27 protein-coding genes are annotated in these 24,847 nt (G+C 63.0%); 12 read left to right on the forward strand and 15 right to left on the reverse strand.

Annotated features, from left to right (window positions below; all coding sequences use genetic code 11):
* Positions 1–72 precede the first annotated feature (72 nt).
* The 9 genes from AB7M33_RS21860 (at position 73) to ureG (ending at position 6,917) form a co-directional block, all read left to right on the forward strand.
* The gene (locus tag AB7M33_RS21860) at positions 73–987 is read left to right on the forward strand and encodes a site-specific integrase (protein ID WP_027594757.1); all 915 of its coding nucleotides are present in this window, start codon (positions 73–75) and stop codon (positions 985–987) included.
* Between the two features lie 365 nt (positions 988–1,352).
* A complete protein-coding gene (locus tag AB7M33_RS21865; RefSeq protein ID WP_454243611.1) occupies positions 1,353–2,186 on the forward strand; it encodes an urease accessory protein UreD in 834 nt (277 codons plus the stop codon).
* A 10-nt stretch (positions 2,187–2,196) separates the two neighbouring features.
* On the forward strand, positions 2,197–2,499 hold the full coding sequence (locus AB7M33_RS21870; protein ID WP_027594759.1) for an urease subunit gamma: 303 nt from the start codon (positions 2,197–2,199) through the stop codon (positions 2,497–2,499).
* 19 nt (positions 2,500–2,518) lie between these two features.
* Positions 2,519–2,836, forward strand: a complete 318-nt coding sequence (locus AB7M33_RS21875) for an urease subunit beta (protein ID WP_027594760.1) — start codon at positions 2,519–2,521, stop codon at positions 2,834–2,836.
* The gene (ureC, locus tag AB7M33_RS21880; RefSeq protein WP_275751362.1) at positions 2,833–4,536 is read left to right on the forward strand and encodes an urease subunit alpha; all 1,704 of its coding nucleotides are present in this window, start codon (positions 2,833–2,835) and stop codon (positions 4,534–4,536) included. The genes AB7M33_RS21875 and ureC overlap by 4 nt, the downstream gene beginning before the upstream one ends.
* Before the next feature lie 10 nt (positions 4,537–4,546).
* The gene (ureE, locus tag AB7M33_RS21885; protein ID WP_027594762.1) at positions 4,547–5,044 is read left to right on the forward strand and encodes an urease accessory protein UreE; all 498 of its coding nucleotides are present in this window, start codon (positions 4,547–4,549) and stop codon (positions 5,042–5,044) included.
* Between the two features lie 18 nt (positions 5,045–5,062).
* Positions 5,063–5,608: a HupE/UreJ family protein gene (locus AB7M33_RS21890; RefSeq protein ID WP_099429542.1), complete on the forward strand. Its 546-nt coding sequence runs from the start codon at positions 5,063–5,065 to the stop codon at positions 5,606–5,608.
* Positions 5,608–6,282: an urease accessory protein UreF gene (locus AB7M33_RS21895; protein ID WP_265968116.1), complete on the forward strand. Its 675-nt coding sequence runs from the start codon at positions 5,608–5,610 to the stop codon at positions 6,280–6,282. Before AB7M33_RS21890 ends, AB7M33_RS21895 begins: the two co-directional genes overlap by 1 nt.
* A gap of 11 nt (positions 6,283–6,293) precedes the next feature.
* The gene (ureG, locus tag AB7M33_RS21900; RefSeq protein WP_010953755.1) at positions 6,294–6,917 is read left to right on the forward strand and encodes an urease accessory protein UreG; all 624 of its coding nucleotides are present in this window, start codon (positions 6,294–6,296) and stop codon (positions 6,915–6,917) included.
* Positions 6,918–7,055: 138 nt separating this feature from the next.
* Here the strand turns inward: ureG and AB7M33_RS21905 are convergent, their stop codons facing one another.
* From AB7M33_RS21905 to mcpP, 11 genes are all read right to left on the reverse strand, one after another.
* On the reverse strand, positions 7,056–7,781 hold the full coding sequence (locus AB7M33_RS21905; RefSeq protein ID WP_454243612.1) for a DUF899 domain-containing protein: 726 nt from the start codon (positions 7,779–7,781) through the stop codon (positions 7,056–7,058).
* Positions 7,782–7,877: 96 nt separating this feature from the next.
* The gene (locus AB7M33_RS21910; protein WP_454243613.1) at positions 7,878–10,079 is read right to left on the reverse strand and encodes an LTA synthase family protein; all 2,202 of its coding nucleotides are present in this window, start codon (positions 10,077–10,079) and stop codon (positions 7,878–7,880) included.
* A 138-nt stretch (positions 10,080–10,217) separates the two neighbouring features.
* Complete coding sequence (locus AB7M33_RS21915) at positions 10,218–11,498, reverse strand: hypothetical protein (RefSeq protein ID WP_027594767.1); 1,281 nt, start codon at positions 11,496–11,498, stop codon at positions 10,218–10,220.
* A 46-nt stretch (positions 11,499–11,544) separates the two neighbouring features.
* Complete coding sequence (locus AB7M33_RS21920; protein WP_265968122.1) at positions 11,545–12,303, reverse strand: hypothetical protein; 759 nt, start codon at positions 12,301–12,303, stop codon at positions 11,545–11,547.
* 44 nt (positions 12,304–12,347) lie between these two features.
* Positions 12,348–13,028, reverse strand: a complete 681-nt coding sequence (locus AB7M33_RS21925) for a C39 family peptidase (RefSeq protein ID WP_027594769.1) — start codon at positions 13,026–13,028, stop codon at positions 12,348–12,350.
* Between the two features lie 64 nt (positions 13,029–13,092).
* On the reverse strand, positions 13,093–14,592 hold the full coding sequence (locus tag AB7M33_RS21930; RefSeq protein ID WP_454243614.1) for a heme utilization protein: 1,500 nt from the start codon (positions 14,590–14,592) through the stop codon (positions 13,093–13,095).
* Between the two features lie 51 nt (positions 14,593–14,643).
* Positions 14,644–15,216 (reverse strand): hypothetical protein, encoded by a 573-nt coding sequence (locus tag AB7M33_RS21935; RefSeq protein ID WP_027594771.1) that lies wholly within the window; start codon positions 15,214–15,216, stop codon positions 14,644–14,646.
* A gap of 1 nt (position 15,217) precedes the next feature.
* Entirely contained in the window at positions 15,218–15,655 is a 438-nt protein-coding gene (locus AB7M33_RS21940) for a hypothetical protein (protein ID WP_027594772.1), read from the reverse strand.
* Between the two features lie 298 nt (positions 15,656–15,953).
* Positions 15,954–16,505: an AAA family ATPase gene (locus tag AB7M33_RS21945; protein ID WP_454243615.1), complete on the reverse strand. Its 552-nt coding sequence runs from the start codon at positions 16,503–16,505 to the stop codon at positions 15,954–15,956.
* Positions 16,502–17,068 carry a nicotinamide riboside transporter PnuC gene (gene pnuC, locus AB7M33_RS21950; RefSeq protein ID WP_027594774.1) on the reverse strand — a complete coding sequence of 189 codons (567 nt, stop codon included), beginning with the start codon at positions 17,066–17,068 and terminating at the stop codon, positions 16,502–16,504. Before pnuC ends, AB7M33_RS21945 begins: the two co-directional genes overlap by 4 nt.
* Positions 17,069–17,182: 114 nt before the next feature.
* The gene (gene mcpP, locus AB7M33_RS21955) at positions 17,183–18,817 is read right to left on the reverse strand and encodes a methyl-accepting chemotaxis protein McpP (RefSeq protein ID WP_099429535.1); all 1,635 of its coding nucleotides are present in this window, start codon (positions 18,815–18,817) and stop codon (positions 17,183–17,185) included.
* Between the two features lie 296 nt (positions 18,818–19,113).
* On the opposite strand from mcpP, the gene AB7M33_RS21960 reads away from it, so the two are divergent.
* Together AB7M33_RS21960 and AB7M33_RS21965 are read left to right on the forward strand one after the other, a co-directional pair.
* Complete coding sequence (locus AB7M33_RS21960; RefSeq protein ID WP_027594776.1) at positions 19,114–19,944, forward strand: undecaprenyl-diphosphate phosphatase; 831 nt, start codon at positions 19,114–19,116, stop codon at positions 19,942–19,944.
* 1 nt (position 19,945) lies between these two features.
* Positions 19,946–20,350, forward strand: a complete 405-nt coding sequence (locus AB7M33_RS21965; RefSeq protein ID WP_454243616.1) for a DUF1294 domain-containing protein — start codon at positions 19,946–19,948, stop codon at positions 20,348–20,350.
* Between the two features lie 3 nt (positions 20,351–20,353).
* Here AB7M33_RS21965 and AB7M33_RS21970 read toward each other — a convergent pair whose 3' ends face one another.
* Positions 20,354–20,713 carry an MmcQ/YjbR family DNA-binding protein gene (locus AB7M33_RS21970; protein ID WP_027594778.1) on the reverse strand — a complete coding sequence of 120 codons (360 nt, stop codon included), beginning with the start codon at positions 20,711–20,713 and terminating at the stop codon, positions 20,354–20,356.
* The gene (locus AB7M33_RS21975) at positions 20,706–21,608 is read right to left on the reverse strand and encodes a LysR substrate-binding domain-containing protein (protein WP_027594779.1); all 903 of its coding nucleotides are present in this window, start codon (positions 21,606–21,608) and stop codon (positions 20,706–20,708) included. Before AB7M33_RS21975 ends, AB7M33_RS21970 begins: the two co-directional genes overlap by 8 nt.
* Positions 21,609–21,740: 132 nt before the next feature.
* Between AB7M33_RS21975 and AB7M33_RS21980 the strand changes: the two genes are divergently transcribed.
* Complete coding sequence (locus AB7M33_RS21980; protein WP_265968125.1) at positions 21,741–22,352, forward strand: FMN-dependent NADH-azoreductase; 612 nt, start codon at positions 21,741–21,743, stop codon at positions 22,350–22,352.
* Positions 22,353–22,472: 120 nt separating this feature from the next.
* Here AB7M33_RS21980 and AB7M33_RS21985 read toward each other — a convergent pair whose 3' ends face one another.
* Both AB7M33_RS21985 and AB7M33_RS21990 read right to left on the reverse strand, forming a co-directional pair.
* The gene (locus AB7M33_RS21985; RefSeq protein ID WP_265968126.1) at positions 22,473–23,678 is read right to left on the reverse strand and encodes an NAD(P)/FAD-dependent oxidoreductase; all 1,206 of its coding nucleotides are present in this window, start codon (positions 23,676–23,678) and stop codon (positions 22,473–22,475) included.
* An 81-nt stretch (positions 23,679–23,759) separates the two neighbouring features.
* A complete protein-coding gene (locus AB7M33_RS21990) occupies positions 23,760–24,815 on the reverse strand; it encodes a GlxA family transcriptional regulator (RefSeq protein ID WP_238214896.1) in 1,056 nt (351 codons plus the stop codon).
* Positions 24,816–24,847: the final 32 nt, after the last annotated feature.

Raw genomic sequence — 24,847 nt, forward strand, 5'->3', positions numbered from 1 at the left:
CATGTCGAATAGACTCGCTTCACGCTTTGGCTGGCCCCGTATCGGTCCAAGCGTCGCTACAGGATTCACGTTGTGACCGATCTCTCGAAGAACCCGCTGCTGCAGTACATGGCCCGCCTGGCGCCGTCGAGCCAGCAAACCATGCGCTACATCCTTCAGGACGCGGCCGACCGGCTGGGTTTCGTCGACTGCAACCTTGTCGATGTACCGTGGCACTTGCTTGAACCTGGGCATGTGATCGGCTTGGTAGCGGCATTGCGCGAGGATGGTTACGCCCCTAACAGTTCGTCGCTGTATGTGAATGCGGTGCGTGGGGTGATGAACGAGGCATGGCGCCAGGGCCTGATCGATCATGAGCAGCTGTTGAGGATCCGCGAGGTCAAGCCGGCGACCGGTAGCCGCCTGCCACCGGGGCGCAACCTGCGGCGCAGCCTGATCCGTGAGTTGATGGACGTGTGCGCGGCCGACCCTCGGCCGCAAGGTGTGCGCGACGCGGCGATCATTGCCTTGCTGTACGGCACCGGCATGCGCAAGTCGGAGTCGGTCGACATCGACCTGGACCAGGTCGACTTCGATGCTCGCAGCCTGCAGGTACTGGGCAAGGGCAACCGGCAGTTGATCAAGTATGCGCCGCCTTGGGCGTTCGAAAAGCTGCAGGCGTGGCTAGACCTGCGTCGCAACGATTTGCCGGAGGGGGCAGCGGACGACCCGTTCCTGTTCAACCGTATTCGCCGGGGCAACCACATTACCCGCGCCCGCATCACCAAGCATGCGATCTACTACATTGCGCGCCAACGCGGTGCCCAGGTGGGTGTGAAGATCATGCCCCATGATTTTCGCCGTGCATTCATCACCCGGGTTATTGAAGAGCACGACCTGTCGATTGCCCAGAAGCTCGCGCACCATGCCAATATCCAGACCACTGCCAGTTACGACCGCCGAGATGACAACGAACGGCGGCGGGCGGTAGACCGCTTCGATTACTGAAGCCTCACTGCATAGCTGTCTGAGCAGCCTTGTGCTGCGAAGAGGCCGGTGTAAGCACCTGCAATCTCCACTGCTTGCACCGGCCTCTTCGCAGCACAAGGCTGCTCCTACAAAAAACAAAGCTCATTACATTCCGGCACCGAAACAGGGCCTTCGCGCGCCCTCGCTTTGTGCGCGCCACCCCTGTGTGCCCGATGCCAGAGCGGTCGCACTGACGATTTCATTTTTGTTCACCTGCGTAGTTGGCCCGCAACCTGCTATATCCAGCCTGAGAATTTGATCGAGTGGTCAGGCTGGCAGCCCTCAAGCGCCGCCTGCCTGGCCCTCTAAACGGCCACCAGGCCACGGATATCAGGGGCCGCAGGATGTCGCTCGCGGAGCAGATCGAACAACAACAAGACGATGCAGGCTGGAGTGCCTTCCTGCAGTTGCGTTTCACCCAGCGCGACGGTGTGACCCGCCTTGGTGCGCGGCGGCATTTTGGACCTCTTTTGGTGCAGCGGCCTTTCTATCCCGAGGGCGCGCCGTGCCATGTCTATGTGCTGCATCCGCCCGGCGGCATCGTTGCCGGTGACCGGCTGGAACTCGACATCCACCTTGAACCTGGCAGCCACGCCTTGCTGACCATGCCCGGCGCGAGCAAGTTCTACCGCAGCATTGGCCCGACCGCACGGCTGGCCCAGCGTTTTCACCTGGCCGCCGACAGCACCCTGGAATGGCTGCCTCAAGACAGCATTTTCTTCGCCGGTGCCCGTGCCACCCTCGACAGCCGCTTCACCCTGGCGCCAGGCGCCCGGTTGCTGGCCTGGGAAACCCTGTGCCTGGGCCGCCCGGTGATGAATGAGCGCTTCGATCACGGCGCCCTCGACAGCCGCTTGCACATCGAAATGCCCGATGACCCAGGCCTGTACGAGCGCCTGCGCATCGAAGGCGGGCAATTAGGCAAGCTCGGTGGGCATCCCTTGGTTGCCACCTTTTGCGCCGCCCCGGCGGACCCTGCGCTGCTGGACCACGTCCGGGCCTTGCTCGATGAGTTGGACAACCCCGCTGGCGCCACCCTGATCGGCTCGCTGCTGGTCATCCGCCTGCTCGACCACGACAACCAACACCTGCAACACACCTTGCAACGCCTCTGGCATGCCTTGCGCCCGGCCGTCCTCGGCCTGCCGGCATGCCCGCCGCGTATCTGGGCTACCTGAGAGAAGCGCCATGGAGCTGACCCCAAGAGAGAAAGACAAACTGCTGCTGTTCACCGCCGCGTTGCTGGCGGAGCGGCGCCTGGCCCGCGGCCTGAAACTCAACTACCCGGAAGCGGTGGCGCTGATCAGTGCCGCCGTGCTCGAGGGCGCCCGGGATGGCCGCACGGTGGCCGAGCTGATGAGCCTGGGCCGTGAAGTGTTGAGCCATGAGCAAGTTATGCCTGGCGTCGCTGAAATGATCCACGACGTGCAGGTCGAGGCGACCTTCCCCGATGGCACCAAGCTGGTGACCGTGCATGACCCCATCGTCTGATACAGCCCAGGAGCCCAGCATGATCCCAGGTGAAATCCAGGTCGCCGGCGGCGACATCGAGCTTAATAGCGGCCGCGCGACGGTGAGCGTCAGCGTGGCCAACCACGGCGACCGGCCCGTGCAGGTCGGCTCGCACTACCACTTCTACGAGGTCAACGACGCACTGGTGTTCGAGCGTGCGCCTACGCTGGGCTTTCGCCTGGACATTCCAGCCGGCACCGCTGTGCGCTTCGAGCCGGGCCAGGCCCGCACCGTGCAACTGGTTGCCTATGCCGGCAAGCGCGAGGTCTATGGCTTCCAGGGCAAGGTGATGGGCGCACTGGAGGGCAGGGCATGAGCCGTATTTCCCGCCAGGCCTATGCCGACATGTTCGGCCCCACCGTGGGCGACCGCGTGCGCCTGGCCGATACCGCGCTGTGGGTGGAGGTCGAGAAAGACTTCACCGTGTATGGCGAAGAGGTCAAGTTCGGCGGTGGCAAGGTCATCCGCGATGGCATGGGGCAAGGCCAGATGCTGGCGGCCGAAGCCATGGACCTGGTGCTGACCAACGCGTTGATCATCGATCATTGGGGTATCGTCAAGGCAGACATCGGCGTCAAGCACGGCCGCATCGCTGCCATTGGCAAGGCCGGCAACCCCGATGTGCAACCAGGGGTCACCGTGCCAGTCGGCCCAGGCACCGAGGTGATCGCTGCGGAAGGCAAGATCGTCACCGCTGGCGGCATCGACTCGCACATCCACTTCATCTGCCCGCAGCAGGTGGAGGAGGCGCTTACCAGCGGCGTCACCACCTTCATCGGTGGCGGCACGGGGCCGGCCACTGGTACCAACGCCACCACCTGCACCCCTGGCCCATGGTACCTGGCGCGCATGCTCCAGGCCGCCGACAGCCTGCCCATCAATATCGGCCTGCTGGGCAAAGGCAATGCGTCGCGCCCCGAGGCATTGCGCGAGCAGATCGCGGCAGGCGCCGTCGGCCTGAAACTGCACGAGGACTGGGGCTCGACCCCGGCAGCCATCGACTGTTGCCTGGGCGTGGCCGAGGAAATGGACATCCAGGTGGCGATCCACACCGACACCCTCAACGAGTCCGGTTGCATCGAAGACACCCTAGCGGCCATTGGCGACCGCACCATCCACACCTTCCATACCGAGGGCGCGGGCGGTGGCCATGCGCCGGACATCATCCGCGCCGCAGGGCAAGCCAACGTGCTGCCGTCCTCGACCAACCCGACCTTGCCGTACACCGTCAACACCGTTGACGAGCACTTGGACATGCTCATGGTCTGCCACCACCTGGACCCGAGCATCGCCGAGGACGTGGCGTTCGCCGAGTCGCGCATCCGCCGCGAGACCATCGCTGCCGAGGACATCCTGCACGACATGGGCGCCTTCGCCATGACCTCGTCCGACTCCCAGGCCATGGGCCGCGTAGGGGAGGTGGTACTGCGCACCTGGCAGGTGGCGCACCAGATGAAGCTGCGCCGTGGGCCTCTGGCGCCGGACAACAGCTACAGCGACAACTTCCGGGTCAAGCGCTACATCGCCAAGTACACCCTCAACCCAGCGTTGACCCACGGCATTGCACATGAAGTGGGTTCCGTGGAGGTGGGCAAGTTGGCTGACCTGGTGCTGTGGGCCCCGGCCTTTTTTGCGGTCAAGCCCGCCTTGGTGATCAAGGGCGGGATGATCGTCACCGCGCCCATGGGTGATATCAATGGCTCGATCCCGACGCCGCAACCCGTGCACTACCGGCCGATGTTCGGCGCCCTGGGCGCGGCGCGGCACGCCACGCGGATGACCTTTCTGCCGCAGGCCGCCATGGACAGCGGCCTGGCCGAATCACTCAACCTGCGCAGCCTGATCGGTGTGGCCCACGGCTGCCGACGGGTGCGCAAGGCCGACATGGTCCACAACACCTTGCAGCCGGTCATCGAAGTCGATGCGCAGACCTACCAGGTGCGTGCCGACGGCGAGTTGCTGGTGTGCGAACCGGCCAGCGAACTGCCGCTGGCCCAGCGTTACTTCCTGTTCTGAAGGAGCACAGATGATAGTCCTGACTCGCCGGGTCACCGAACCCGGCTCGCTTGCCGAAACCGGTACCGTCACCCTGGATGTGGACAGCCGCATCAAGAGCCGCCTGCGGGTAACCCTCGACGACGGCCGCGACGCCGGGCTGATGCTCGCGCGCGGCCACCTGCTGCGTGGCGGTGAACTGCTGGCCGATGCCGATGGCAGCCAGGTCATTCGCGTGCTGGCCGCCCCAGAAACGGTTTCGACGGTACGTTGCGCCGACCCCCACTTGCTGGCACGGGCCGCCTACCACCTGGGCAACCGTCATGTGCCGCTGCAGATCGAACCTGGCCTGCTGCGTTACCAGCACGACTATGTGCTGGACGACATGCTGCGAGGCCTGGGCTTGACGGTGGAAACCGAACAGGCGCCGTTCGAACCCGAGGCGGGCGCCTACCAGAGCGCGCCGCACAGCCATAGCCACAGCCATGGCAACGACCACCCGTTCGTGCGCCTGCCTGCCCATTCCTGAACTGCCCTGGAGCCACTGATGAAAAAGACGTTCGCCCTGTTTCTGCTGATGCTGGCGGTGCCGGCCTTCGCCCACCCCGGCCACGACAGCAACCCGTTGCAGGACGGCCTGCTGCACCCGCTGACCGGCCTGGACCACTTGCTGATGCTGCTGGGCACTGGCGTGCTCGCTGCGCTGACCCGACGCAACCTGACCTTGCCCTTGGCAACCCTGGCGGCGATGTTTGGTGGCGCGGTGTGCGGCCATCTTTTTGGGGATGTGTTGGGCATGGAAACGATGATCAGCGTGTCGTTGCTGGTCGCCGCCGGGGCCCTGTTGCTGCCTAGCCGCCAGCTGTTGCTGGCGCTGGCCATGCCGGTGTTCGCCCTGTTTCACGGCTGGGCGCATGGCGTTGAAGCCACGCCCAGCGCGTTCTGGCAATTCAGTGCTGGCTTCGTGACCGTCAGCGGCCTGCTGCTGGTGGCCGGGTTCGCGGTGGGTTGCTTGCTGCGCCGCCACAGCGGCCTGCAAAAAGCCTTCGGTGGTGGCCTGCTGGCCGGCGCCGCACTGGTCCTGGCCGGTTGATGGACAGCGACCTGGCGCTGTTGCGCTTGCTGCAACTGGCCAGCCCGGGTTTGCCGGTGGGTGGGTTCACCTACTCGCAAGGGCTGGAATGGGCCGTCGAAGCGGGTTGGGTGAAGGATATCGCCAGCTTCAGTGCCTGGCAGCGCGAGCAGTTGCACGACACCCTGGGCTGCGTCGACTGGCCCGTGCTGGCACGCCTGTATCAGGCCTGCCTGGCCACGGATGCCCAAGCATTCAGCCAATGGAGCCGCTTTCTGCTGGCCAACCGGGAAACCGCGGAGTTGCGCCTGGAAGAACAACAGCGTGGCTCGGCGCTGGCACGCCTGCTCGATGGCTGGCAATTGGGGCAGGACCCCGCCTGGCGGGCCAGCCTTGAACTCAGCCAACTGGGCGGTATGGCCTGGCTCGGCGCCTACTGGTCGATCCCGCTGCGTCAGTTGGCGCTGGGCATTGGCTTCGCCTGGCTCGAAGGCGCAGTGATGGCCGGGGTCAAGCTGGTGCCGTTCGGCCAGCAGGCGGCGCAAACCTTGCTGCGCGACCTTGGCCAGGACTTACCCGCCGTGCTCGACCAGGCGCTGGCCCTGGGCGATGACCAGCTCGGTGGCGGCCTGCCGTTGCTGGCGATTGCTTCATCGCGACATGAAACCCAATACACCCGTTTGTTCCGCTCCTGAGGACTGCCTTCATGCAAAGCTATCAACAACCCCTGCGCGTCGGTGTCGGCGGCCCGGTCGGTTCCGGCAAGACCGCGCTGCTCGAAGCCCTGTGCAAGGCCATGCGCGATCATTATCAGATCGCCGTGGTGACCAACGACATCTACACCAAAGAGGACCAACGCATTCTCACCGAGGCAGGTGCACTGGAGCCTGAGCGCATTGTCGGCGTGGAAACCGGCGGCTGCCCACACACGGCGATCCGCGAAGACGCCTCGATGAACCTGGCGGCGGTGGAGGCCTTGGCGCGCAAGTTCGGTAACCTTGAGGTTATCTTCGTGGAGAGCGGTGGTGACAACCTCAGCGCCACTTTCAGCCCGGAGCTGGCCGACCTGACCATCTACGTCATCGATGTTGCCGAGGGTGAGAAGATCCCGCGTAAGGGCGGACCGGGGATTACCAAGTCCGACTTCCTGGTGATCAACAAGACCGACCTTGCGCCTTACGTCGGTGCATCGCTGGAGGTGATGGAGCGCGACACCCAGCGCATGCGCCCACAGCGGCCATGGACATTCAGTAACCTGAAAAAGGGCGAAGGGCTGCAGGCGGTGATCGATTTCATCGTCGAACGCGGGATGCTTGGCGTGCGCGGCTAGCCGGCATGCAATACGCGTGTAGGAGCAGCCTTGAGCTGCGAAGAGGCCGGCGGCTACACAGGCAATGTTCGCTGCTTTCACCGGCCTCTTCGCAGCACAAGGCTGCTCCTACAGGGCACCATTCAGGGCAGGCTTGCATCAGTCATGGCAACAATGCGCCTTGCCGGTCTGCCCTTCATAGCGGTCATGGTGCCGCACCCAGTCCATGGTCCCGGCCTCGTTACGCCCCAGCGGTGCAATGTCGAGGAAGTTGTAGGTATTGACCAGAATGTCCAGCCCGCGGGCATAGGTTGAGTACGTGTGGTACACGCTGCCGTCCGCGTCAAGGTAGAACGCACTCAGCCCCGGCAACTCGCTTTCGCTGCCTTCATAAGGCTCATAGTTGTACTGCCGAGGCCCATCGCTGCCCACGCTGACGCCAAAGTCTTCATTGAACCCGCTACCTGCGGACGAGTACCAGGGAAACTGCCAGCCCATGCGCTGGCGAAATGCCTGGAATTCGGCGTAGGGCGCCCGGGAGACAGCCACCAGCGATACATCGTGGTGCGCCAGGTGCAGGTTCGCGCCGTCAAAATGGTCAGCCAGGAAAGAGCAGCCTGGGCAACCTTCACGCCAGCCCTCGGCGAACATGAAATGATAGAGCAAAAGCTGGCTGCGCCCGGCGAACAGTTGGGCCAGGCTCAGTTCGCCCTCCGGCCCCTGGAATCGATAGGGTTGTTCGACCTTCACCCAGGGCAAAGCGCGACGTGCTGCAGCCAGCTCGTCGCGTTGATGGGTGAAGGCTTTTTCGTGCAACCACAGCTGCCGGCGTGCTGCCAGCCACTGGCTGCGGGAGACCACCTCATGCCTGTTTTCACTGCTCATGGTGCTGACTCCAGGGTAGGGATTCAGCACTGGTCGAGCGGGGCAGGGCCAGATCGACAGGCATCGAAGGTGGTGCGATGAACGGTGGGCTTGGCGTCAGCCCGAATGGGCGATAGGGTCGTCGGTCAGTTCATCCGGCACGTCACTTTCCCCAGGTAATGCGGTAATAACACTGAAGTCGCTGACTTCGACCGCACCGCCGCCATACCCCAGCAGGTGGAAGGAAAACGCCTTGCGCTCGGTCGGGTTGTCAAAGCTGAACTCCATCTCTAGTGGCTGATCCGCCGTCACGCGGATTTCTTCTGGCAGCCCCAATGGCACATCTTGCTCCAGTTGCTTGGCCTTGAGCTGAATGTAGGCCGCACGACGCGGGTCCAGCGAGCGCACCTTGACCCGTACGCGGGTGTGCGAGCCGCCGGGCATCTCCAGGTACTGCGCACCGATCAGGTTGTCGGCCCAGTCATCGTGAATGCGCTTGCGCAACTTTATCGGTGATGGGCCGCCGAACTGGTAGCGCAGGTTGAGCGGCGTTTGCAGCAGCGACTGGTCGAGGGTGCCGGCTAGGGTGACAATTTGCTGGCCGAGCATGTCGTCACCGGTGCCGAGGTAGCGCGCCTGGTCGGCGATGAAACCTTCGCTGGCATAGCGTCGGCAGCGCTGCTGGAAGTCGCATTCGGTGAACACGCCTTGGCCGTTGTGGTAACGCAGCATGCCGTTTGTGTAGGAGATCATCTCGCGGCCAGTGTCGTAATCGCGGTACAGCGAGCGGCCACCCAGTGCGACGGGGATCGGCAAGGCGAAGTAGTCGAGCAGCGACGTGGTCAGGTCGATATGGCCATAAGTGCCGCGCTTGATAGTGGGTAGCTCCGCCTGCTCCGGCGCCAGGGTGAGGTTGAAACCCCACGAGGATGCCAGGCGCACGCCGTCTATGCCGTGGGACTCGTCGGAGGTGACTACCACCAGGGTGTCCTTGAGCACACCCTGGCGTTCGAGGTTATCGAGAAACGCGCCGATTGCATCATCCAGGTAGGCGACGGCAGCCTGCTTGGGCGTGTCGTAGCGCTCGAGGTAAGCCGCCGGTGCCGAATATGGCTGGTGAGTGCCCACGGTCAGCAAGGTCAGCATCCAAGGCTTGTCTTGTTTCCTCAGCTGGCCGACATAGTCCAGGGCACCTTCGAAGAAAGCGCGGTCGTCCTTGCCCCAAGGGAATTCCAGGTAGTTCTTGTTGCGGAACCACTCCAGGCCATGCACCGAATCGAAACCGATGTGCGGCATGATGCGGTCCTTGGCCATGAAGCGCAGCCCAGCACCCTGTAGGTAGTGGGTGGTGAACCCGGCCTGGCGCAACTGTGCCGGCAGGCAGGCCTGGTTACGGTCGTTCTGGGTCAGCAGTTCGACGCCCTTAGGCGTGCCGTTGGCCAGCTTGTCGTAATCACCGCACAGCATCGCGTACAGGCCACGGATGGTCTGGTGGGTGTGCAGCACATAATCCGGGGTGTTCATGCCGCGCTCGGCCCAACGGCTGAGCTTTGGCATCAGGTCTTCGTCGAAGCGGCTATGCAGGGCCTGGCGGTTGGGGCGAATGTAGGCCCCGGGGATGCCTTCGACGGTGATGACCAACAGGTTGCGTGCACTGCCCGGTGCCTTGAGCAGCTTCTGGCCATGCAGGTCGGACTGGGTCAGGCCACTGCTGGGCAAGGGCGTGACCCCCTGTTCCTGGCCGGCCCAGCCCAGGGCCTGGCGCTGCAGGCTACCGACGCCGGCCGACAGCAACTGATGGGAGAGGTTGTACTGCCGCCACTGCTCGGCATCGGAAGGCGCCAGGTGTTGGCTGCCCCAGTGCGCGCCAAACAGCAGCAGCGTAACTGCCCAGGCCTTGCGGGGCAGGGGGGCGACACGTTGGCCGCGGCTGCTCCAGACGCTGAGCAACCAGCCCAGCAGGCCGGCCGCCAAAAGCCAGGGCAACCAGCCATGCGCGAGGCCGCCGCCGGTTGAGTTCTCCATGAATTGGGAGTCGGTCAGGTAGCCGAGGTCGGCGCTGGTGGGCAGCCTGCCCACCGCGCTCACCAGCTCGGCCGACGCCACCCAGAGCGCCGCCCAGGCCAGCAGAACCGGCAACGCCAGCCACCACGGCCGGCGGTGCAGCAGCAAGACCAGCAGGCTGCCGAGGGCCAGGTCGGACAGATAACCGAGCGGGTTGGACCAACCCAGCATGGCGCGCGTACCCAGTGGGATCACCAGCACCAGGCCCGCCAAAGCGACGAGCCGGGTGCGTGGGTGGTCGAACAGGTTCTTCACAGAAAACTTCCCTTTTGCCATTAAATCGTCATGCAACTGTGCTGAATGATAACAGGCTGGGCCAGGGAATACGGCGGGCTACAAGGCTGGTAACCAAATGCCGGGCTGGCTTGCGCAGGCCCGGCAGGCGGCTGGGGGTCAGAAGTAGTAGGGGAATTTGAGGCTGAAGGAGAAGTCTGGCGCATCGTCGGTCAGGCCAATCGAGAGGTTGGGCACGATGGTCAGGTTGTCGCTGGCCGCAAAGGTCATGCCGATGTTGAAGTTGGCTGAGTTGTAATCGCTGTTGCTGATCGATTGCCAGTCGCCGCCATCCGGCTTGATCTTGCTCTTGCGGGCAAACTGGTCGGAAACCGAGAACGACATGCTCATCTTCTCGTTCAAGGCAAAGGCGATACCGGCCCCGACTTGCCAGGAGTCGCCGAGTTTCACGTCACCCGGCACCTTGCTGTTGACCTGGGGGCTGATGTCGCTGAACGAGTCTTCCATGTTGTAGGTGTAGGACAGGCTGCCGAACAGCACGGCGGGGTCGAAGGTCTTGACCAGCGAGATGCCGGGTGTAATCGCCCATACGCCGTTGCCGGTCGGTAGGCTTTCTGGCACCGACAGGTTGTCGTTGCCTGGCACCTCGCGCAGCTTGATGCCGTACGGGTCCTTGCCGGTTGGCGCCTTTACCCGCAGTGTCGCTACCGCATCGGGCCAGTTTTCGGACTCGTCCATGAACTTGTAGGCAACGCCGACGTTGATATCGCCGATTTCCGGGTCGCGGGTGACGGTTTCATCACTGGTGACCGGGGCCGCACCACCAGCGCCACCAGACGAGTAGGTCGATTCGCGGTAGACCACTGGGACGTTAATGTCGAACTGCCAGCGCTGTGCCAGGTTGTAGCGGGCGGTCATGTCCAGGGTCCAGTTGTCTGCCTTGATGCGGTCCAGGTTGATGTTGCCGAGGAAAATCGAGTCCAGCGCAAGGAAGCCGTTAAGCACCAGTGCGCGGGTGTCGTAATGGGTGTAGGTGACGCCGGTTTCGAAACTGAACTTGCCGCCACCGAAGAAGCCGCTGGCCTCGTCGTACAGGTTGGACACACTTTGCGCAGGTTCGGAATCGTCCTTGAGCGATTGGCCATAGGAGCTACCGGTGGTGCCTGGCGCCCCGGCGGCGACGGTCTGCCCGCCTTTGACCGTTTCGGCCGGGGATTTGGTCAACCGTTTAGGCTGCGGCGCCGCGGGGGTCTCCTCCACCTGGCGAACCCGTTGTTCAAGGACCATCAACGCTTGCTGCTGCGCTTCGTAGCGCTGTTTCAACGCCATCAGTTCTTGTTTCAGGGCCTCAACCTGTGGGTCGACTGCGGCATAAAGGGCGGTGGATGGGGCCAGGGTAGTCAAACAGACAAAAGCTCTGAACGTTAACGATCGGTGCATGGATATGCCGTCCCTTCCGACTACTTTTGATGAGACTGAGCGTAGATCAGTATCCGAGAGTGCGAAGACCTTTGAGCTGGTCGAGGCTACCGTTCAGCGAAGCGGCCGTGGGTACGTTCTCGCGCATGACGACGTTGAGGGAGGTGAGGTTGCTGACCTGGTTGCCGTTGCCAAGCAACGTCGTGTTCTGCGTCAGGCCCCCTTGGGCCAGGCGTTGCACGGTGCTGCCCTGGTTGTTGGCGGCATTGATATTGAGCTGCACGCCCACGCCGGTGGACGAAACGCTCAGCGCGCCTGCGCCGTTTTCGCCGACCAGGGTCGAGCCTGCGGTCAGTGCCTGGCCCTGCGGCTGGGCCACGGGCGCCTGGTTGGCCTTGGTGACGTTGATGTCGACATTGTTATAGGCGGTGTTGTTGTCGCCCGCCGCACGCACCACCTGGGTCACCCCTTCGGTGGTGTTCAGGCCGCTGCCGCCGCTTACCGCACCGGTGCCGGGCGCAGGGCTGGCACTTTGCGAATGAGCCGCACTGGTGCCTTTTTCGTCGATCATCGACACATAGAACTGCGGTTTGATGGTGTTTTGCTGCACTTGCAGCGTCGACGATGCCCCGATCACGTCGCCCTTGGCGTTCTGCCAGGTGCTGGTCATGACGATGCCGAAGCTGACGATCCGCCCCGGCATCACGTAGCGCCCGCGCAGGTTCGCCAACTCCTGATCCTTCAGTTCGATGGGGGTAAGCGGCTGTGCGTGGGTCGGTAGGCTGGCGGCCAGGCATGCCACGGCTAGCCAGAATGGAATCTTCATTGGATGCTCCCGGAGCGTCGTGCTCCCTATCGTTAGAAGAACCGTTAGAAAAAGTCGCTTTTGATGAAGCCGAAATCCAGCAGCTCTGCGTCCTGTACCGGGGTGAAGTTATTGACGCGGCCCTTGGCAGTCAGTGGCAGAGGCGGGTCGAGCAGGGCATTGCCCTTGTCATAACCCTGGCCGATCACGGCGAAGATGATGCCGTTCCAGCCTTTGAGGAAGTCCTCGACCTTGAAGCGTTTGTGGCCCAGCACAGGGTCACCGATGTACACCCAGCCGTTGTCGACCTTTTGCATGACCACAAAGTGCTTGTAGCCACGGATGTCCATCAGCACCACGACCGGGATACGCACGCTGGTCAGGGTTTCGGGTGCTACCCGGTACCCACGGGCGCGCATGCCCAGGCTTTCCACGTAGCGTTTCATGTCGAGCATGGAGAAGCCCTGCGTGCGCACCAAGTCTTGATCGGCGTGCGCCAGCATGCCTTCGATGATGTGTTGTTCGTCCACGTCCAGCCAATAAGCCTGGCGCAGGATGGTGGCCAGCGCTGCGGCGCCACAACTGAAGTCGGTTTTTTGTTGCACCAGGTCGGCGAACTTGCGCTCGCGCACACTCTGGATGGGTTTGAACACCACCGCGCCACCGGGCAGCACGGACAACGGCATTTGTGCAGCTTCGCTCACGCTGGCCAGGCACAGCAAAAACGCCAAGGCGAAAATACGCATGATCGGGTGCCTTCTTGTTCTGGTTGAAAAAGGCCCCCCGTAGGGGGCCTCGAGGCTACAGCTGTTAGAACGAGGTGTTGGAGATGGCCAGCGAGTTGCTTTGCTGGTTGCCCACACCGGCTGCCACGTTGACGCCCAGGTTGCCGCTGCCGCCATTCACCGAACCGCTCAGGGTTGCAGTGTTGGTCACAGGGTTGGCCCAGCCGGTTGGGGTCAGCACTTGGAAGGACACGGTGTTGCTCAGGTCATACGAGCTGCTTTCGCTGAAGCTTTTCGACACGTCGTTAGACGATTGATTGGCTTTTTCGCCCGATTTTTCGTACGCAGACTCCGAAGCGTTTGCGTAGGAAGAATCGTGGGCTTTCTCATACGAAGAGTCGCGGGACTTCTCGTACGAAGAGTCGCGAGACTTGTCGTACGAAGAGTTGCGGGTCTTGTCGTAGGAGGAGTCGAACGCTTTTTCGAACGACGAGTCGTAGGCGCTTTCATGCGACTTGTCGATCGAAGCATCGAGCGACGCATTGAGCGAAGCATCGAAGCTGTCGGTACGGGTGCGTTCACGACGGCCGTCGTCGGTGGTCACAGTGCGCGTCGCATCGGCGGCAGCAGCCAGGGTAGCGTTCAGGCTGGCACTGCTGGACGAGCTGGCGTTGCCGCTGGCAGAGCCGCTGGCGTTCCAGCTATTGGAGCCGCTGGCAGTGGCGCTGTTCGACCCGCTGGCGTTGGAGCTGTTGGAGCCGCTGGCGTTCGAACTGGCCGAGCCACTGGAGTTCCAGGAGCTGGAGCCATTGTTGCTGGCGCTTTGGGCGCCCGCCACGCTGAAGCTCGAGGACGAGCTGCGGTCATCGCTGGAGGTGAACGAGCCATCGCGAGAGCTCGAACCGCTGGCCGACGTGGTGAAGGTCAGCGTATCCACACGGTAGGTGCGGTCGGCGTTGTTGTGCACGGTCAGGCCTGGGCCGTTCTGGTCGGCAGAGGCGGTTGCGGTGGCATTACCCAATGGCGCATTGGTGTTGGCGATCGCCATGGTGTTTTTCTGTTGGTTGAGGTCGCCGCCAGCAATGTTGACGCCCACGTTACCGGAGGAGCCGTCACCCGAACCGCTCATCACCGCAGACGATTGGGTAGACCAGTTGTCGACCCGGTTGTTGTTGCTGAACTGGCGAACGTCCGCAGTGGCTTCGGCGGTGCCGAACACGAAGCTGTTGTCCAGGCTCGAGTCGGACGCTGCGTTGGCGATGGCAGCGGCGTTGTCTTGTTGGTTGCCGTTACCGGCCGCCACGTTGACCCCGACGTTGCCGCTGGCACCGGTGGCCGAGCTGCTCATTTCGGCTTCGTTGACGGTGCCTTGGTTGGTGACGGTATTACCGGTGCTGCGCTGGCTATCGAGAGCATTTGCCGTTGCATACACAGGGATCTTGGTGGGTGGAGGCGTGTGCTGACCATTGTTGTGGTGGCCATTGTGATGGTCATTACGCCGATCGTTTTGCCCAGCTTGTACAGCAACAGCCATGACCGCAGCAATTGCGAAAACCAGAGGCTTGATTGCCATCGAGGGTTTCATGGTGATTCTCCGTACTTTATTTAGGTTAAGTGTTGTTCTTAACTGTTTGGGTCAATCCGCGACCCGTATGCTCAAGGTGTTGGCCATTCGGTTTCCCACCCCGGCACTCTGATTCACCTGAATCACCCCACGGCTACCGGTGAATGCCTGGTCACTGGTCGTGACCTGGCGATGGCCGGGTGCGGTGTCAGCTGGATCGGAGTTGTTGAGCAGCGCCACGTTCTGTTGCATGAGGACGCTGTCGTCGATGCTTTGCGGTTGAGTACTGAGGCTGATGCGCAGTGCGTTGGCTTGCTGGGTGCTGGCACCGGCGCTCTGGTTGACGCCCAGGGCGCCGCTGCCTTGGCTGAAAGCATTGCCCTGGATGCTGGCGGTGGCATCCATGTTGCGGTCGACTGCGGTGCCGAGTCGCTGGCGTATCTGGGTGGTGGCGCTGGCCTCATGGCCCACGGCGATAGCGCGGGCGTTAGCCTGCTGCTGCAGGTCGCCGGCTGCCTGGTTGACGGTGAGGTTGCCCTGGTATTGGCTGCCCGAATCGTCGATGTTGGCGTTGTTGATCACGGGGGATTGCGCAAAGGCCGGCGCACTGCAGAGCGTGGCCAGGATCAGCAGCGTATGCCTCATCTCACTTGCCTCCCGTCAGGATTTGCAAGGGGGCCAGGCCGCGTTGCACGCTTGAGTTGACCATGTTGGAGATGCCGTTGCCTGAACCTGAGCCGCGCCCAGCGGCGAGGTTGGGCAATTGCGTCTGGTTAGTGACGTTGCCGCCAATGGTGTTGGTCTGTTGCGTGACCAGGGCGCTGATGCCAGCACCGCTGCTGATGTTGGCAAAGTCGCCGTCGCTCAGCTCATGGGTTTGCTTGAGAATCTGCGCGGACGGGTTGGCGTTGACGGTGGTCGGGCTGGGGTCGGGAATCAGCGGCGGGATGGTCGCGTTGCGCGTCTGCACATCGCGGGTAATGGTGATGATCCCATTCTCGGCCTGGGCAGGCAGGCTCAAACCCGATCCGACGATGCTACTGACCAGCAGGAGCCGATAAATGCCTTTATCAAGATTCCCCACGATGGCAATTCCTTCTTTTGAGCGCTGGCCCTATTCAGCGTTGCGAAGAAGAGAGCAGAAGGTGTGCCGCTTTCAGTTAATGCTATGGAATCAACACGTTGGGAAGAAAAGCTGAAGAAGAGCGGCTTTTTTTGTATCACCGCTGAAACAGAGCATTTGGCCAGCCACTGGCAAAGCCAGCACAGGCCGTGCCTGGAGGGATTTTTGCAGGGGTGTTTCACGAGGTTGACACTGCCCCCGGAACAGGGGCAACCCCCGCATTTGCGGGGACTATCACCCACCAGGGTGTGTCAGTGGCTTAACACTCGGTGGGGCAGGCTGGCGCATCGCTATCAAGCAGCGTAGCGACTGCTTGCAAGGCCCGCAACTGGCGTTGCGGCCAATTGCCATCAATCACTAATAGCGCTTGTTGATGGCGTTGCAGCCACTTCAGGCTGTCGTCGAAAAAGCGCTGACGGTCGTTCAGGTCGGGGTGGCAACGCTGGCCATCGGCAACCCAGTCCACGCCTTGAGGGCTCAGTAACAAGTGCAGGTCGTAGTGCCGAGCAAGCAAGGCCTGTTCCAGCCAGGCCGGGCAGTCGTCGAACAGGGCGCGACTCCAGAGCATGTTGCTGAGCAGGTGGGTGTCGAGTATCAACAGTTCGGGCGCTTGCGCGCGGGCGCGGTCTTCCCACTCGAGCTGGCCCTGGGCGATGGTGGGGATGTCGGCGTAGCAGGTGTCGCGGCATTCGTGGTCGATGAAGTGGCGCACGTATTCAGCGACCACCACGCCACCGAAATGCGCCTGCAGCACGCCACTTAGCCAGCTCTTGCCACTGGATTCCGGCCCGCACAGCACCAGCACCTTCATGCTTGCACCAGCGCGGGGTCACGGCGCCATTCCAGCCAGCCACGTATGGCGATCAGCGTGAGCACCGCGAAGAAGCCTGCGGTGAAATACAGTTGCTGATGCAGGTATTGGCCGACATAGACAATGTCTACCACAAACCACAATGGCCAGCATTGCAGGCGTTTCTGTGCCATCCACAGTTGCGCGACCAGGCTGAAGCCGGTCAGCGTGGCGTCCAGCCAGGGCAGGGCGGCATCGGTCCAGTTGGCCATGGCTGCACCCAGGGCCGTGCTGAGCAGTGCGCCGAGTGCGAGCCCGGTGCACAGCGCGCGCGTGTGCAGGCGTGTCACCTGGCGGGCATCGTGCGCACGGCCTGGGCGCTTCCATTGCCACCAGCCGTACAGCTGCAACAGGGCGTAGGCCACTTGCAGCAACATACCCGAGTACAGCTTCACCTCGAAGAACAGCCAGCCATAGATCAACACCATGACCAGCCCGATCGGCCAGCACCAGGCGTTCTGCTTGACGGTGAGCCAGACAGCGGTGACGCCGAGTACGGCGGCGATGAGTTCAAGGCCGGACATCGGCGATCCTTGGAGAGGCGATAAGAGGGGCGCGATTGTAGCTTGTCGATAATAGAAGGAGTAGTACGGGTGTAGGCGCGGCCTGCGTGGCAATAAGGCCGCGCCTACAGGGGGCTACACGCGGAACTGCCGCAACAGTTGCTCCAGTTCCTCACTCAACCGCCCCAGCGCCACGCCTGCATCACTCGACTGGCGCGCCGCCTCGGCGGTCTGCTGGGACAAGCCGGCGGTATCCAGCACGTTGCGGTTGATCTCCTCGACCACATGCGATTGCTGCAAGGTGGCACTGGCGATGGATGCGTTGAGCGCGGTCAGGTTATGCAGCACCTGGCTGATGGCATCCAGGCTGGCACCGGCCTCGCGGGCTTGCTCGATAGTCTGGCGCGAGGCCTCGCTGCTGGTGTCGATAGCCCGTACTGCCGCGTCCGACTGGCCTTGCAGGTGCTCGATCATGGTATGGATTTCGGCCGTGGACTGAGCGGTGCGCTGGGCCAGCAGGCGAACCTCGTCGGCGACCACCGCAAAGCCACGGCCCTGTTCACCGGCGCGTGCCGCTTCGATGGCCGCGTTGAGGGCGAGCAGGTTGGTCTGCTCGGCGATGGAGCGGATCACGTCCAGCACACCCCCAATGCGCGTGCTGTGCCCGGCCAGGTCGCGAATCACATGAACAGCCTGGTCGATGGTCGCCGACAGCCGATCGATCTGTTCCAGGCTGCCATGAATGGCCTGCTGGCCATGCTGCACTTGTTGCTGCGCAGCGCGCATTTCCCCGGCGGCCTGCTCGGCTGTCTTGGCCACATCCTGCACGGCGTAGGTGACTTCGTTGACGGCCGTGGCCACCTGTTCCATCTGTTGGGATTGCTGGGCACTGTGCTGTTGCGCTGCCCCGGCGTTGTCACCGACATGGCCGGCGGACCTGGCCAGGTCATGGGCGGCGCCCTGTAGCTGGCCGACCACGCCCTGAAGCTTGCCGTTGAAGCGGTTGAAGTGTTCACCCAAGTGCGTGATTTCATCCCGGCCGTGGGTGTCCAGGCGTCGGGTCAGGTCGCTTTCGCCACTGGCGATAGTGCCCATGGCCTGCACGGCCTCCTGCAAGGGGCGGGCGATACTGCGGGCAATCAGCATGACCACCAGCGCCATCAGCAGGGCAATGCCCAGGCCGACCAGCGAGGCGTCGCGCAATTGCCGGGCAAATTCGGCCTGCACGTCATCGATGTACACGCCTGAGCCGATAACCCAGCCCCACGGCTTGAACAGCTGTATATAGGAGGTTTTGGCCACCGGTTCACTGGCGCCGGGTTTGGGCCAGCGATAGTTGACCGGGCCGGCGCCCTGGCTGCGGGCCAGGTTGACCATTTCGTTGAACACGGCAAAGCCGTCGGGGTCGCGAATGGCAGACAGGTCCTGGCCGTCGAGCTTGGGGTTGGCCGGATGCATGATCATCTTCGGCCCCAGGTCGTTGATCCAGAAGTAGTCGTCGTGGTCGTAACGCAGGGCGCGCACCACCTGCAACGCCTGTTGCTGGGCGGCATCGCGGCTCAGCGTGCCGGCCGCCTCCAGGCCTTGGTAATAGGCCAGCACACCGGCTGCGGTCTGCACCACGTGGCGGGTCTTTTCCGCCTTGGCGTGATACAGGTCGCCATGGATCTGGCGCAGCATCAGCAGGCCCAGTACTACCAGCATCGCCACTGCCACCAGCAGAATCAGCCACAGACGACGGCTGATCGACATCGATCTCAGGGTTTTCATCCAGGCACTCCCGCCTTGTTCTTGTTATTCAGGTGCATCCAAGCATGCTTTGCGACAAGCCCCCACTCGACTAATGGCTAAGTGCTAGTCTGGTCGTAGTCTGCAGCAACGGAGCAAGCCATTGCAAAGCGGCTTTGATAGGATTTCGGCCGCGCAAGATGAAACCTTTAGGGGGCGTGAACTTTTCCACTGGCGTTACGCTCAACAGTCGCTGTAAAACAGCCGGGCCGTGTGCGGCAACTTCAAGTAAATCAAGAACAAGGGGCCTGCAGCAGCAGGGCTCCATCGGGGGAATGATGGATTTTTGGACTGCCTTTCAGGCAATCATCTTAGGCGTGGTCGAAGGGTTGACGGAGTTCTTGCCGATCTCCAGCACCGGGCACCAGATCATCGTCGCCGACCTCATCGGCTTTGGTGGCGAACGGGCCATGGCGTTCAACATCATCATTCAGCTTGCCGCCATCCTGGCGGTGGTGTGGGAATTCCGACGCAAGATACTCGACGTGGTCTTTGGGCTCACCACCCAGCCTACGGCGCGGCGCTTTACGGGTAACCTGTTGCTGGCGTTCATGCCGGCGGTGGTGTTGGGCGTGCTGTTCGCCGACCTGATTCACGAATACCTGTTCAACCCGATCACCGTGGCTGCGGCCCTGGTGGTGGGCGGTGTGATCATGCTGTGGGCCGAGCGCCGTGAGCACCGCGTGGAGGTCGACCACGTTGACGAGATGCGCTGGAGCCATGCCTTGAAAATTGGTTTCGTCCAGTGCCTGGCCATGATTCCGGGTACCTCGCGTTCTGGCTCGACCATCATTGGCGGCCTGCTGTTCGGGCTGTCGCGCAAGGCCGCGACCGAGTTCTCGTTCTTCCTGGCGATGCCGACCATGGTCGGTGCAGCGGTGTACTCGGGCTACAAGTACCGTGACCTGTTCCAGCCAAGCGACTTGCCGGTATTCGCCATCGGCTTCGTGACCTCGTTCATCTTTGCCATGATCGCTGTGCGCGCGTTGCTCAAGTTCATCGCCAACCACAGCTATGCGGCGTTCGCCTGGTACCGCATTGCCTTTGGCCTGTTGATACTGGCCACCTGGCAGTTCGGTTGGGTCGACTGGTCGACGGCGCATGGTTGATATGGCCAAAGCTCAAAGCGAGGAGGGCGTACGTAATGTGCGCCTGAAACTGCTGGTGTTGGGCGTGCTGTGCCTGCTGCCGGGCCTGGGCGCGGCGCAGATGGCCTGGACCGACCAGTCCTGGTTGCCGTTGGCGCTCTACCCGGCGGTAAGCCTGATCAGCCTGCTGCTGTACTGGCAGGACAAACAACAGGCACGCAGCCAGGCCTGGCGCACGCCAGAAAACGTGCTGCATGCCAGCGAGCTGTGTGGCGGCTGGCCTGGGGCGCTGGTTGCCCAGCAGATGTTCCGGCACAAGACGCGCAAGCTGTCGTATCAGCTGGTGTTCTGGGGGATTGTGTTGCTGCATCAGGTGTTCTGGGTGGACTACCTGTTTTTGGGGCGCCACCTGCTCTCCGCCATCTGATCATCAGATCAACAAGCCCACCTGCAACCGCTTCGCCAGCTTTCGCACCACCAATTGGTGCGAACGCTGCAGCAGGTCACACAGCTCGTCGCGCCCCATGGGGTAAGGCGGCGCCATGCTGACCCACCGCGCCCGGGCCAGGTAGGGCGCGGGCCGCACGCCGGGGCGGTCGCAGTAGCCCAGAAACAGCTCATCGGCGACCTTGAACGATAACCCTGCGCCCGCCAGGTCGAGCACCGCGAACATCTTGTTGCCTGCGACCGAAAACACCCGGATACCGCCCCATTTATAGTCCTCCCGCGCACCGGGCAGGCTCAGGCAAAAGTCCGCCACTTGGGCTTCGGTCATTTTCTGCTTAGACATAACGCTCCCCACAGGCCTCGAACGACGCTGCCAGATGATCAATCCATACCCGTACGGCCGGCAACACACCGCGCCGGTGAGGGTACACCGCCTGCAGATACCCCCCCGGCAATGACCAGTCCGGCAGCAGCCGCACCAGCTCGCCACGTTCCAGTTCCTCTTCGCAGAACATACTGGGCAGCGCAGTGAAGCCCAACCCGGCACGGACCGCCGCATTACGCACCACGAAATCATCGATGGCCAAGCGTGGCTCCAGGGCGATGTCCTGTTGGCGTCCATTCGGGCCGAGCAGGCGAAAGTGTACCAGCCGGTCAGCTTCGGCCGCGCCCAGCACCGGCAATGAGGCCAGCTCGGCGGGCTCGCGAATGTGGTCGGCAAAGCCTGGAGCGGCGACCAGTTGCATCTGCGCCTGGCGCAGCCGGCGGGTAACCAGGGCCGGGTCCTCGTCGCCCAGGTCACGCACGCGCAGGGCTACGTCGATGCCTTCGGAAATCAGGTCGACACGGCGGTTGAGCAGGACCATGTCCAGTTGCACCAGTGGGTACTGTGCGAGAAAACGGCTGATCACGTCCGGCAGAAACGCATGTGCCAGTGCTACTGGGCAGGACACCCGCAGCCGCCCGCGTGGTTCGCTGCTCATGCTGGCGACGGCCTCGTCGGCGGCTTCTGCCTCCAGCAGCATGGCCTGGCAGTGGTGCAGGTAGCGCTCGCCCACGGCGGTCAGCTTCAATTGCCGCGTGGTGCGCTGCAGCAGGCGTGTGCCCAGGCGCTCTTCCAGCTCGGCGATGCGCCGTGACAGGCGTGATTTAGGGATGCCCAGCTGGCGCCCGGCAGCGGCGAAACCGCCGGCTTCGACCACGCGTGCGAAGTAGAAGAGGTCGTTGAGGTCTTGCATGGGAATGTCTCACTGTTCCATCTGTGGGACAAACTAACGCATTTTTGCCTGCTTATCAGCTATTCGTCATCCCGGTAGGATTCTCCCCATCGTGATCGCCCAATGCCGCGGTCTTCATTACAGGAGAGTCCCATGAAACTGTTGCACATCGATTCGAGCATCCTGGGCGACAATTCCGCCTCCCGCCAGCTGAGCCGCGAAGTGGTCGAAGCCTGGAAAGCCACCGACCCAAGCCTGGAAGTGGTCTACCGCGACCTGGCTGCCGACGCCATCGCCCACTTCTCCGCTGCTACCTTGGTGGCCGCCGGTACCGCTGAAGACATGCGCGACGCGGCCCAGGCCTTCGAAGCCAAGCTGAGCGCCGAAACCCTGGAAGAATTCCTCGCCGCCGACGCCGTTGTGATGGGTGCGCCGATGTACAACTTCACCGTGCCGACCCAGCTCAAGGCCTGGATTGACCGCGTAGCCGTTGCCGGCAAGACCTTCCGCTACACCGAAGCCGGCCCAGAAGGCCTGTGCGGTAACAAGAAGGTGATCCTGGTATCCACCGCCGGTGGCCTGCACGCTGGCCAGCCGACGGGTGCCGGCCATGAAGACTTCCTCAAGGTGTTCCTGGGCTTTATCGGTGTCACCGACCTGGAAATCGTACGCGCCCATGGTCTGGCCTACGGCCCAGAGCACCGCAGCCAGGCCATCGACGCCGCACAGGCCCAGATCGCCAACGAGCTGTTCGCTGCTGCCTGATTGCAGTAAAAGGGGGCGCCTTGCGCCCCATCGCCGGCAAGCCGGCTCCCACAGAGATAGCGCCAACCTCAGTTCTGGCGCTGTACCTGTGGGAGCCGGCTTGCCGGCAATTCGGCTGTGTCAGGCGACCGGTATCGTCGGGTCAGCCGCCGCCAGCGCCGCCGCACGATCGTTCGCGGCCGGTGGGTAGATCCAGACCGTGTTGATCTGCGATTTGAGCACCTTGGCTTCTGCCTTGTCTTCCGGTGGCGACACCTTGCGCTCCCAACCTTCGGTATACACTGCGCCCCAGGCGCCCAGGTCGAGGCAGGTGACGTACTTGGGCTGGCTGTAGGTCATCGGTGCCACGCCGATCAATTCGGCCACGGCATTGTTGCCGGCGTAGCGGCCCAGCGGGATCGCATGCTGGCAAGACATTACCGCATAGTTGCCAGCTTCGTCGCATGCGGCATATGCAACGTCACCTGCCGCGTAGACCGCGTCGTTACCCTTGACCTTGAGGTTGCCGTCCACGTGCAGCCGGCCTTGGCGGTCCCGGTCACCGCTGATCTGCTCGGTCAACGGGTTGGCCTTGAACCCCACCGTCCAGATCACGGTATTGGCATCGATGCGCTGGCCGTTATCCAGCAGGACGCCGTCGGGGTCCACCGAGGCCACGGTTGCGCCGCAGATCCATTCCACCCCCAAAGCCTCGGATGCCTGCTCGATCGCGGGGCGGATGCCATCACCCAAGGCTGCGCCGATCCTGGCGCCACGGTCGATGACCACCACACGCAGTGTGGCCTGTTCACCGAGGATGTTGCGCAAGCGCGCCGGCAACTCGGTGGCAGTCTCGATGCCGGTGAAGCCACCCCCGGCCACCACCACGGTGTTGCGGGCAGGTGTGTCCGGCAGGCTAGCCAGGGACTTGAGGTGCGCCTCCAGGCGCGCCGCGCTGTCGATCTTGTCGACATCGAAAACATGCTCGATGCCGACCATGTCCGGCCGGTTGAGCACACTGCCGCAGGCCATGATCAGGCGGTCATAACCCAGCTCGCACTCGGTACCGCTTTGCGTGCGATAGCGCACGCGCCTGGCGGCTTCGTCGATGTGGAAGGCCGTGCCTTGCACAAAGCGCACGTTCACCGCCTCAAACAGCGCTTCCAGCGGCGCGGCCATCGTATGTACTTCAGGTTCGTAGAAGCGCGGGCGTACATGCAGTTCGGCCTGGGGCGCGAGCAGCGTCACCTCGACATCATTGCGACCGTTCAAGTCCAGCTGGCGTATAGCGCTCAGAGCGCTCCAGAGGCCGGCAAAGCCCGCGCCAATGATCAGGATATTCTTCATCGTTGTGCTCCTGGAATGTCCGGGTAACCAAGGTAGCCCGTGTTTGAGGAGACCGATGTTACGAGCGACGAGCGTAACGCCCTAGGCCAAAGAACCCTGAATTTCGGCCAACGAAACAGAGCGTGCAAAACGGGCGCGGTAGTCACGCGGTGTTACCGCCAGATGACGCTGGAAGGCCAGGCGCATGCGTTCTTCGTTGCCGAAACCGCACTGGCGCGCGACCTGCTCGATGTGGCTGTCGGCGCTTTCCAGCAGGCGCCGCGCGGCTTCCAGGCGGAACACTTCAATGGCTTTGGCCGGTGTGCGGCCGGTCTTGAGCTTGTACACCCGGGTGAAGTTACGCAGGCTCATGTGCGCCTGTTCGGCCAGGTGTTCGACGCTCAGCCGTGGGTCGCCCAAGTGTTCGTTGAGCCAGAGGTGCAGGGCTTCGAACTCGCTGCAATCGCGCCCCTGCAGCTTGAGCAGCTCACTGAATTGCGCCTGGCCGCCAGGCCGCTTGAGAAAGACCACCAACTCGCGTGCCACCTGCATCGCCACTTCACGGCCGCAGTCCAGTTCGACCAGGGCGAGGGCCATGTCGATGCCGGCGCTGACCCCGGCCGAGGTCCACACCGCGCCTTGCTGAACGAAGATCGACTCGTGGTCTACCTGCACCGCCGGGAAGTCGCGGCGCAGTACCTCGCACATGGCCCAGTGGGTGGCGGCGCGGCGCCCATCGAGCAAACCGGCGCTGGCCAGCAGAAATGTGCCGCTGCACACCGAGGCTGTGCGCCTGGCCTGCACGGCGGCGCGGCGCAGCCAGGCCACCAGCGGCGCGTGGTCGGGGAGGGTGCGGATGATGTCCGGGGCGCCGGGTACGATCAGCGTGTCGACAACCTGTGCCATCACGGTGTCCAAGGTTTCTGTCGCCACCACCAGGCCTTCAGCGGTTTGCTGCAGGCCGCCGTCAAGGCTGGCGGTGTGTACCCGATAGCCTGGTCGGCCGCGTTCGGCCATGGCCTTGGTGGCGGCCCAGAACACCGTCTGGGCGCCCGTGAGGTCGAGCAGGCCCATGTGCGGATAGGCGACGAAGACCACGACGCGAGGGTGGTCGACCGGTTGCAGCGCAGGCTCAAGCTGGTGGGCGTGTTCAGTCATTGGCGGATGGCCTGATCAAAAGTGACCGCTTG

It is taken from the genome of Pseudomonas sp. Y3 TE3536 (assembly GCF_053629175.1).

Bases quoted from the DNA above. Each gene is read 5' to 3' on its own strand.
- AB7M33_RS21915 (WP_027594767.1), bottom strand. From the start codon at position 11,498: ATGCACCGATCGTTAACGTTCAGAGCTTTTGTCTGTTTGACTACCCTG.
- AB7M33_RS21890 (WP_099429542.1), top strand. From the start codon at position 5,063: ATGAAAAAGACGTTCGCCCTGTTTCTGCTGATGCTGGCGGTGCCGGCC.
- AB7M33_RS21870 (WP_027594759.1), top strand. From the start codon at position 2,197: ATGGAGCTGACCCCAAGAGAGAAAGACAAACTGCTGCTGTTCACCGCC.
- ureE (WP_027594762.1), top strand. From the start codon at position 4,547: ATGATAGTCCTGACTCGCCGGGTCACCGAACCCGGCTCGCTTGCCGAA.
- pnuC (WP_027594774.1), bottom strand. From the start codon at position 17,068: ATGTCCGGCCTTGAACTCATCGCCGCCGTACTCGGCGTCACCGCTGTC.
- AB7M33_RS21970 (WP_027594778.1), bottom strand. From the start codon at position 20,713: ATGTCTAAGCAGAAAATGACCGAAGCCCAAGTGGCGGACTTTTGCCTG.
- AB7M33_RS21905 (WP_454243612.1), bottom strand. From the start codon at position 7,781: ATGAGCAGTGAAAACAGGCATGAGGTGGTCTCCCGCAGCCAGTGGCTG.
- AB7M33_RS21945 (WP_454243615.1), bottom strand. From the start codon at position 16,505: ATGAAGGTGCTGGTGCTGTGCGGGCCGGAATCCAGTGGCAAGAGCTGG.
- mcpP (WP_099429535.1), bottom strand. From the start codon at position 18,817: ATGAAAACCCTGAGATCGATGTCGATCAGCCGTCGTCTGTGGCTGATT.
- AB7M33_RS21920 (WP_265968122.1), bottom strand. From the start codon at position 12,303: ATGAAGATTCCATTCTGGCTAGCCGTGGCATGCCTGGCCGCCAGCCTA.
- AB7M33_RS21975 (WP_027594779.1), bottom strand. From the start codon at position 21,608: ATGCAAGACCTCAACGACCTCTTCTACTTCGCACGCGTGGTCGAAGCC.
- AB7M33_RS21980 (WP_265968125.1), top strand. From the start codon at position 21,741: ATGAAACTGTTGCACATCGATTCGAGCATCCTGGGCGACAATTCCGCC.
- AB7M33_RS21925 (WP_027594769.1), bottom strand. From the start codon at position 13,028: ATGCGTATTTTCGCCTTGGCGTTTTTGCTGTGCCTGGCCAGCGTGAGC.
- AB7M33_RS21990 (WP_238214896.1), bottom strand. From the start codon at position 24,815: ATGACTGAACACGCCCACCAGCTTGAGCCTGCGCTGCAACCGGTCGAC.
- AB7M33_RS21935 (WP_027594771.1), bottom strand. From the start codon at position 15,216: ATGAGGCATACGCTGCTGATCCTGGCCACGCTCTGCAGTGCGCCGGCC.
- AB7M33_RS21895 (WP_265968116.1), top strand. From the start codon at position 5,608: ATGGACAGCGACCTGGCGCTGTTGCGCTTGCTGCAACTGGCCAGCCCG.
- ureG (WP_010953755.1), top strand. From the start codon at position 6,294: ATGCAAAGCTATCAACAACCCCTGCGCGTCGGTGTCGGCGGCCCGGTC.
- AB7M33_RS21965 (WP_454243616.1), top strand. From the start codon at position 19,946: ATGGCCAAAGCTCAAAGCGAGGAGGGCGTACGTAATGTGCGCCTGAAA.
- AB7M33_RS21960 (WP_027594776.1), top strand. From the start codon at position 19,114: ATGGATTTTTGGACTGCCTTTCAGGCAATCATCTTAGGCGTGGTCGAA.
- AB7M33_RS21875 (WP_027594760.1), top strand. From the start codon at position 2,519: ATGATCCCAGGTGAAATCCAGGTCGCCGGCGGCGACATCGAGCTTAAT.
- AB7M33_RS21930 (WP_454243614.1), bottom strand. From the start codon at position 14,592: ATGAAACCCTCGATGGCAATCAAGCCTCTGGTTTTCGCAATTGCTGCG.
- AB7M33_RS21985 (WP_265968126.1), bottom strand. From the start codon at position 23,678: ATGAAGAATATCCTGATCATTGGCGCGGGCTTTGCCGGCCTCTGGAGC.
- AB7M33_RS21865 (WP_454243611.1), top strand. From the start codon at position 1,353: ATGTCGCTCGCGGAGCAGATCGAACAACAACAAGACGATGCAGGCTGG.
- ureC (WP_275751362.1), top strand. From the start codon at position 2,833: ATGAGCCGTATTTCCCGCCAGGCCTATGCCGACATGTTCGGCCCCACC.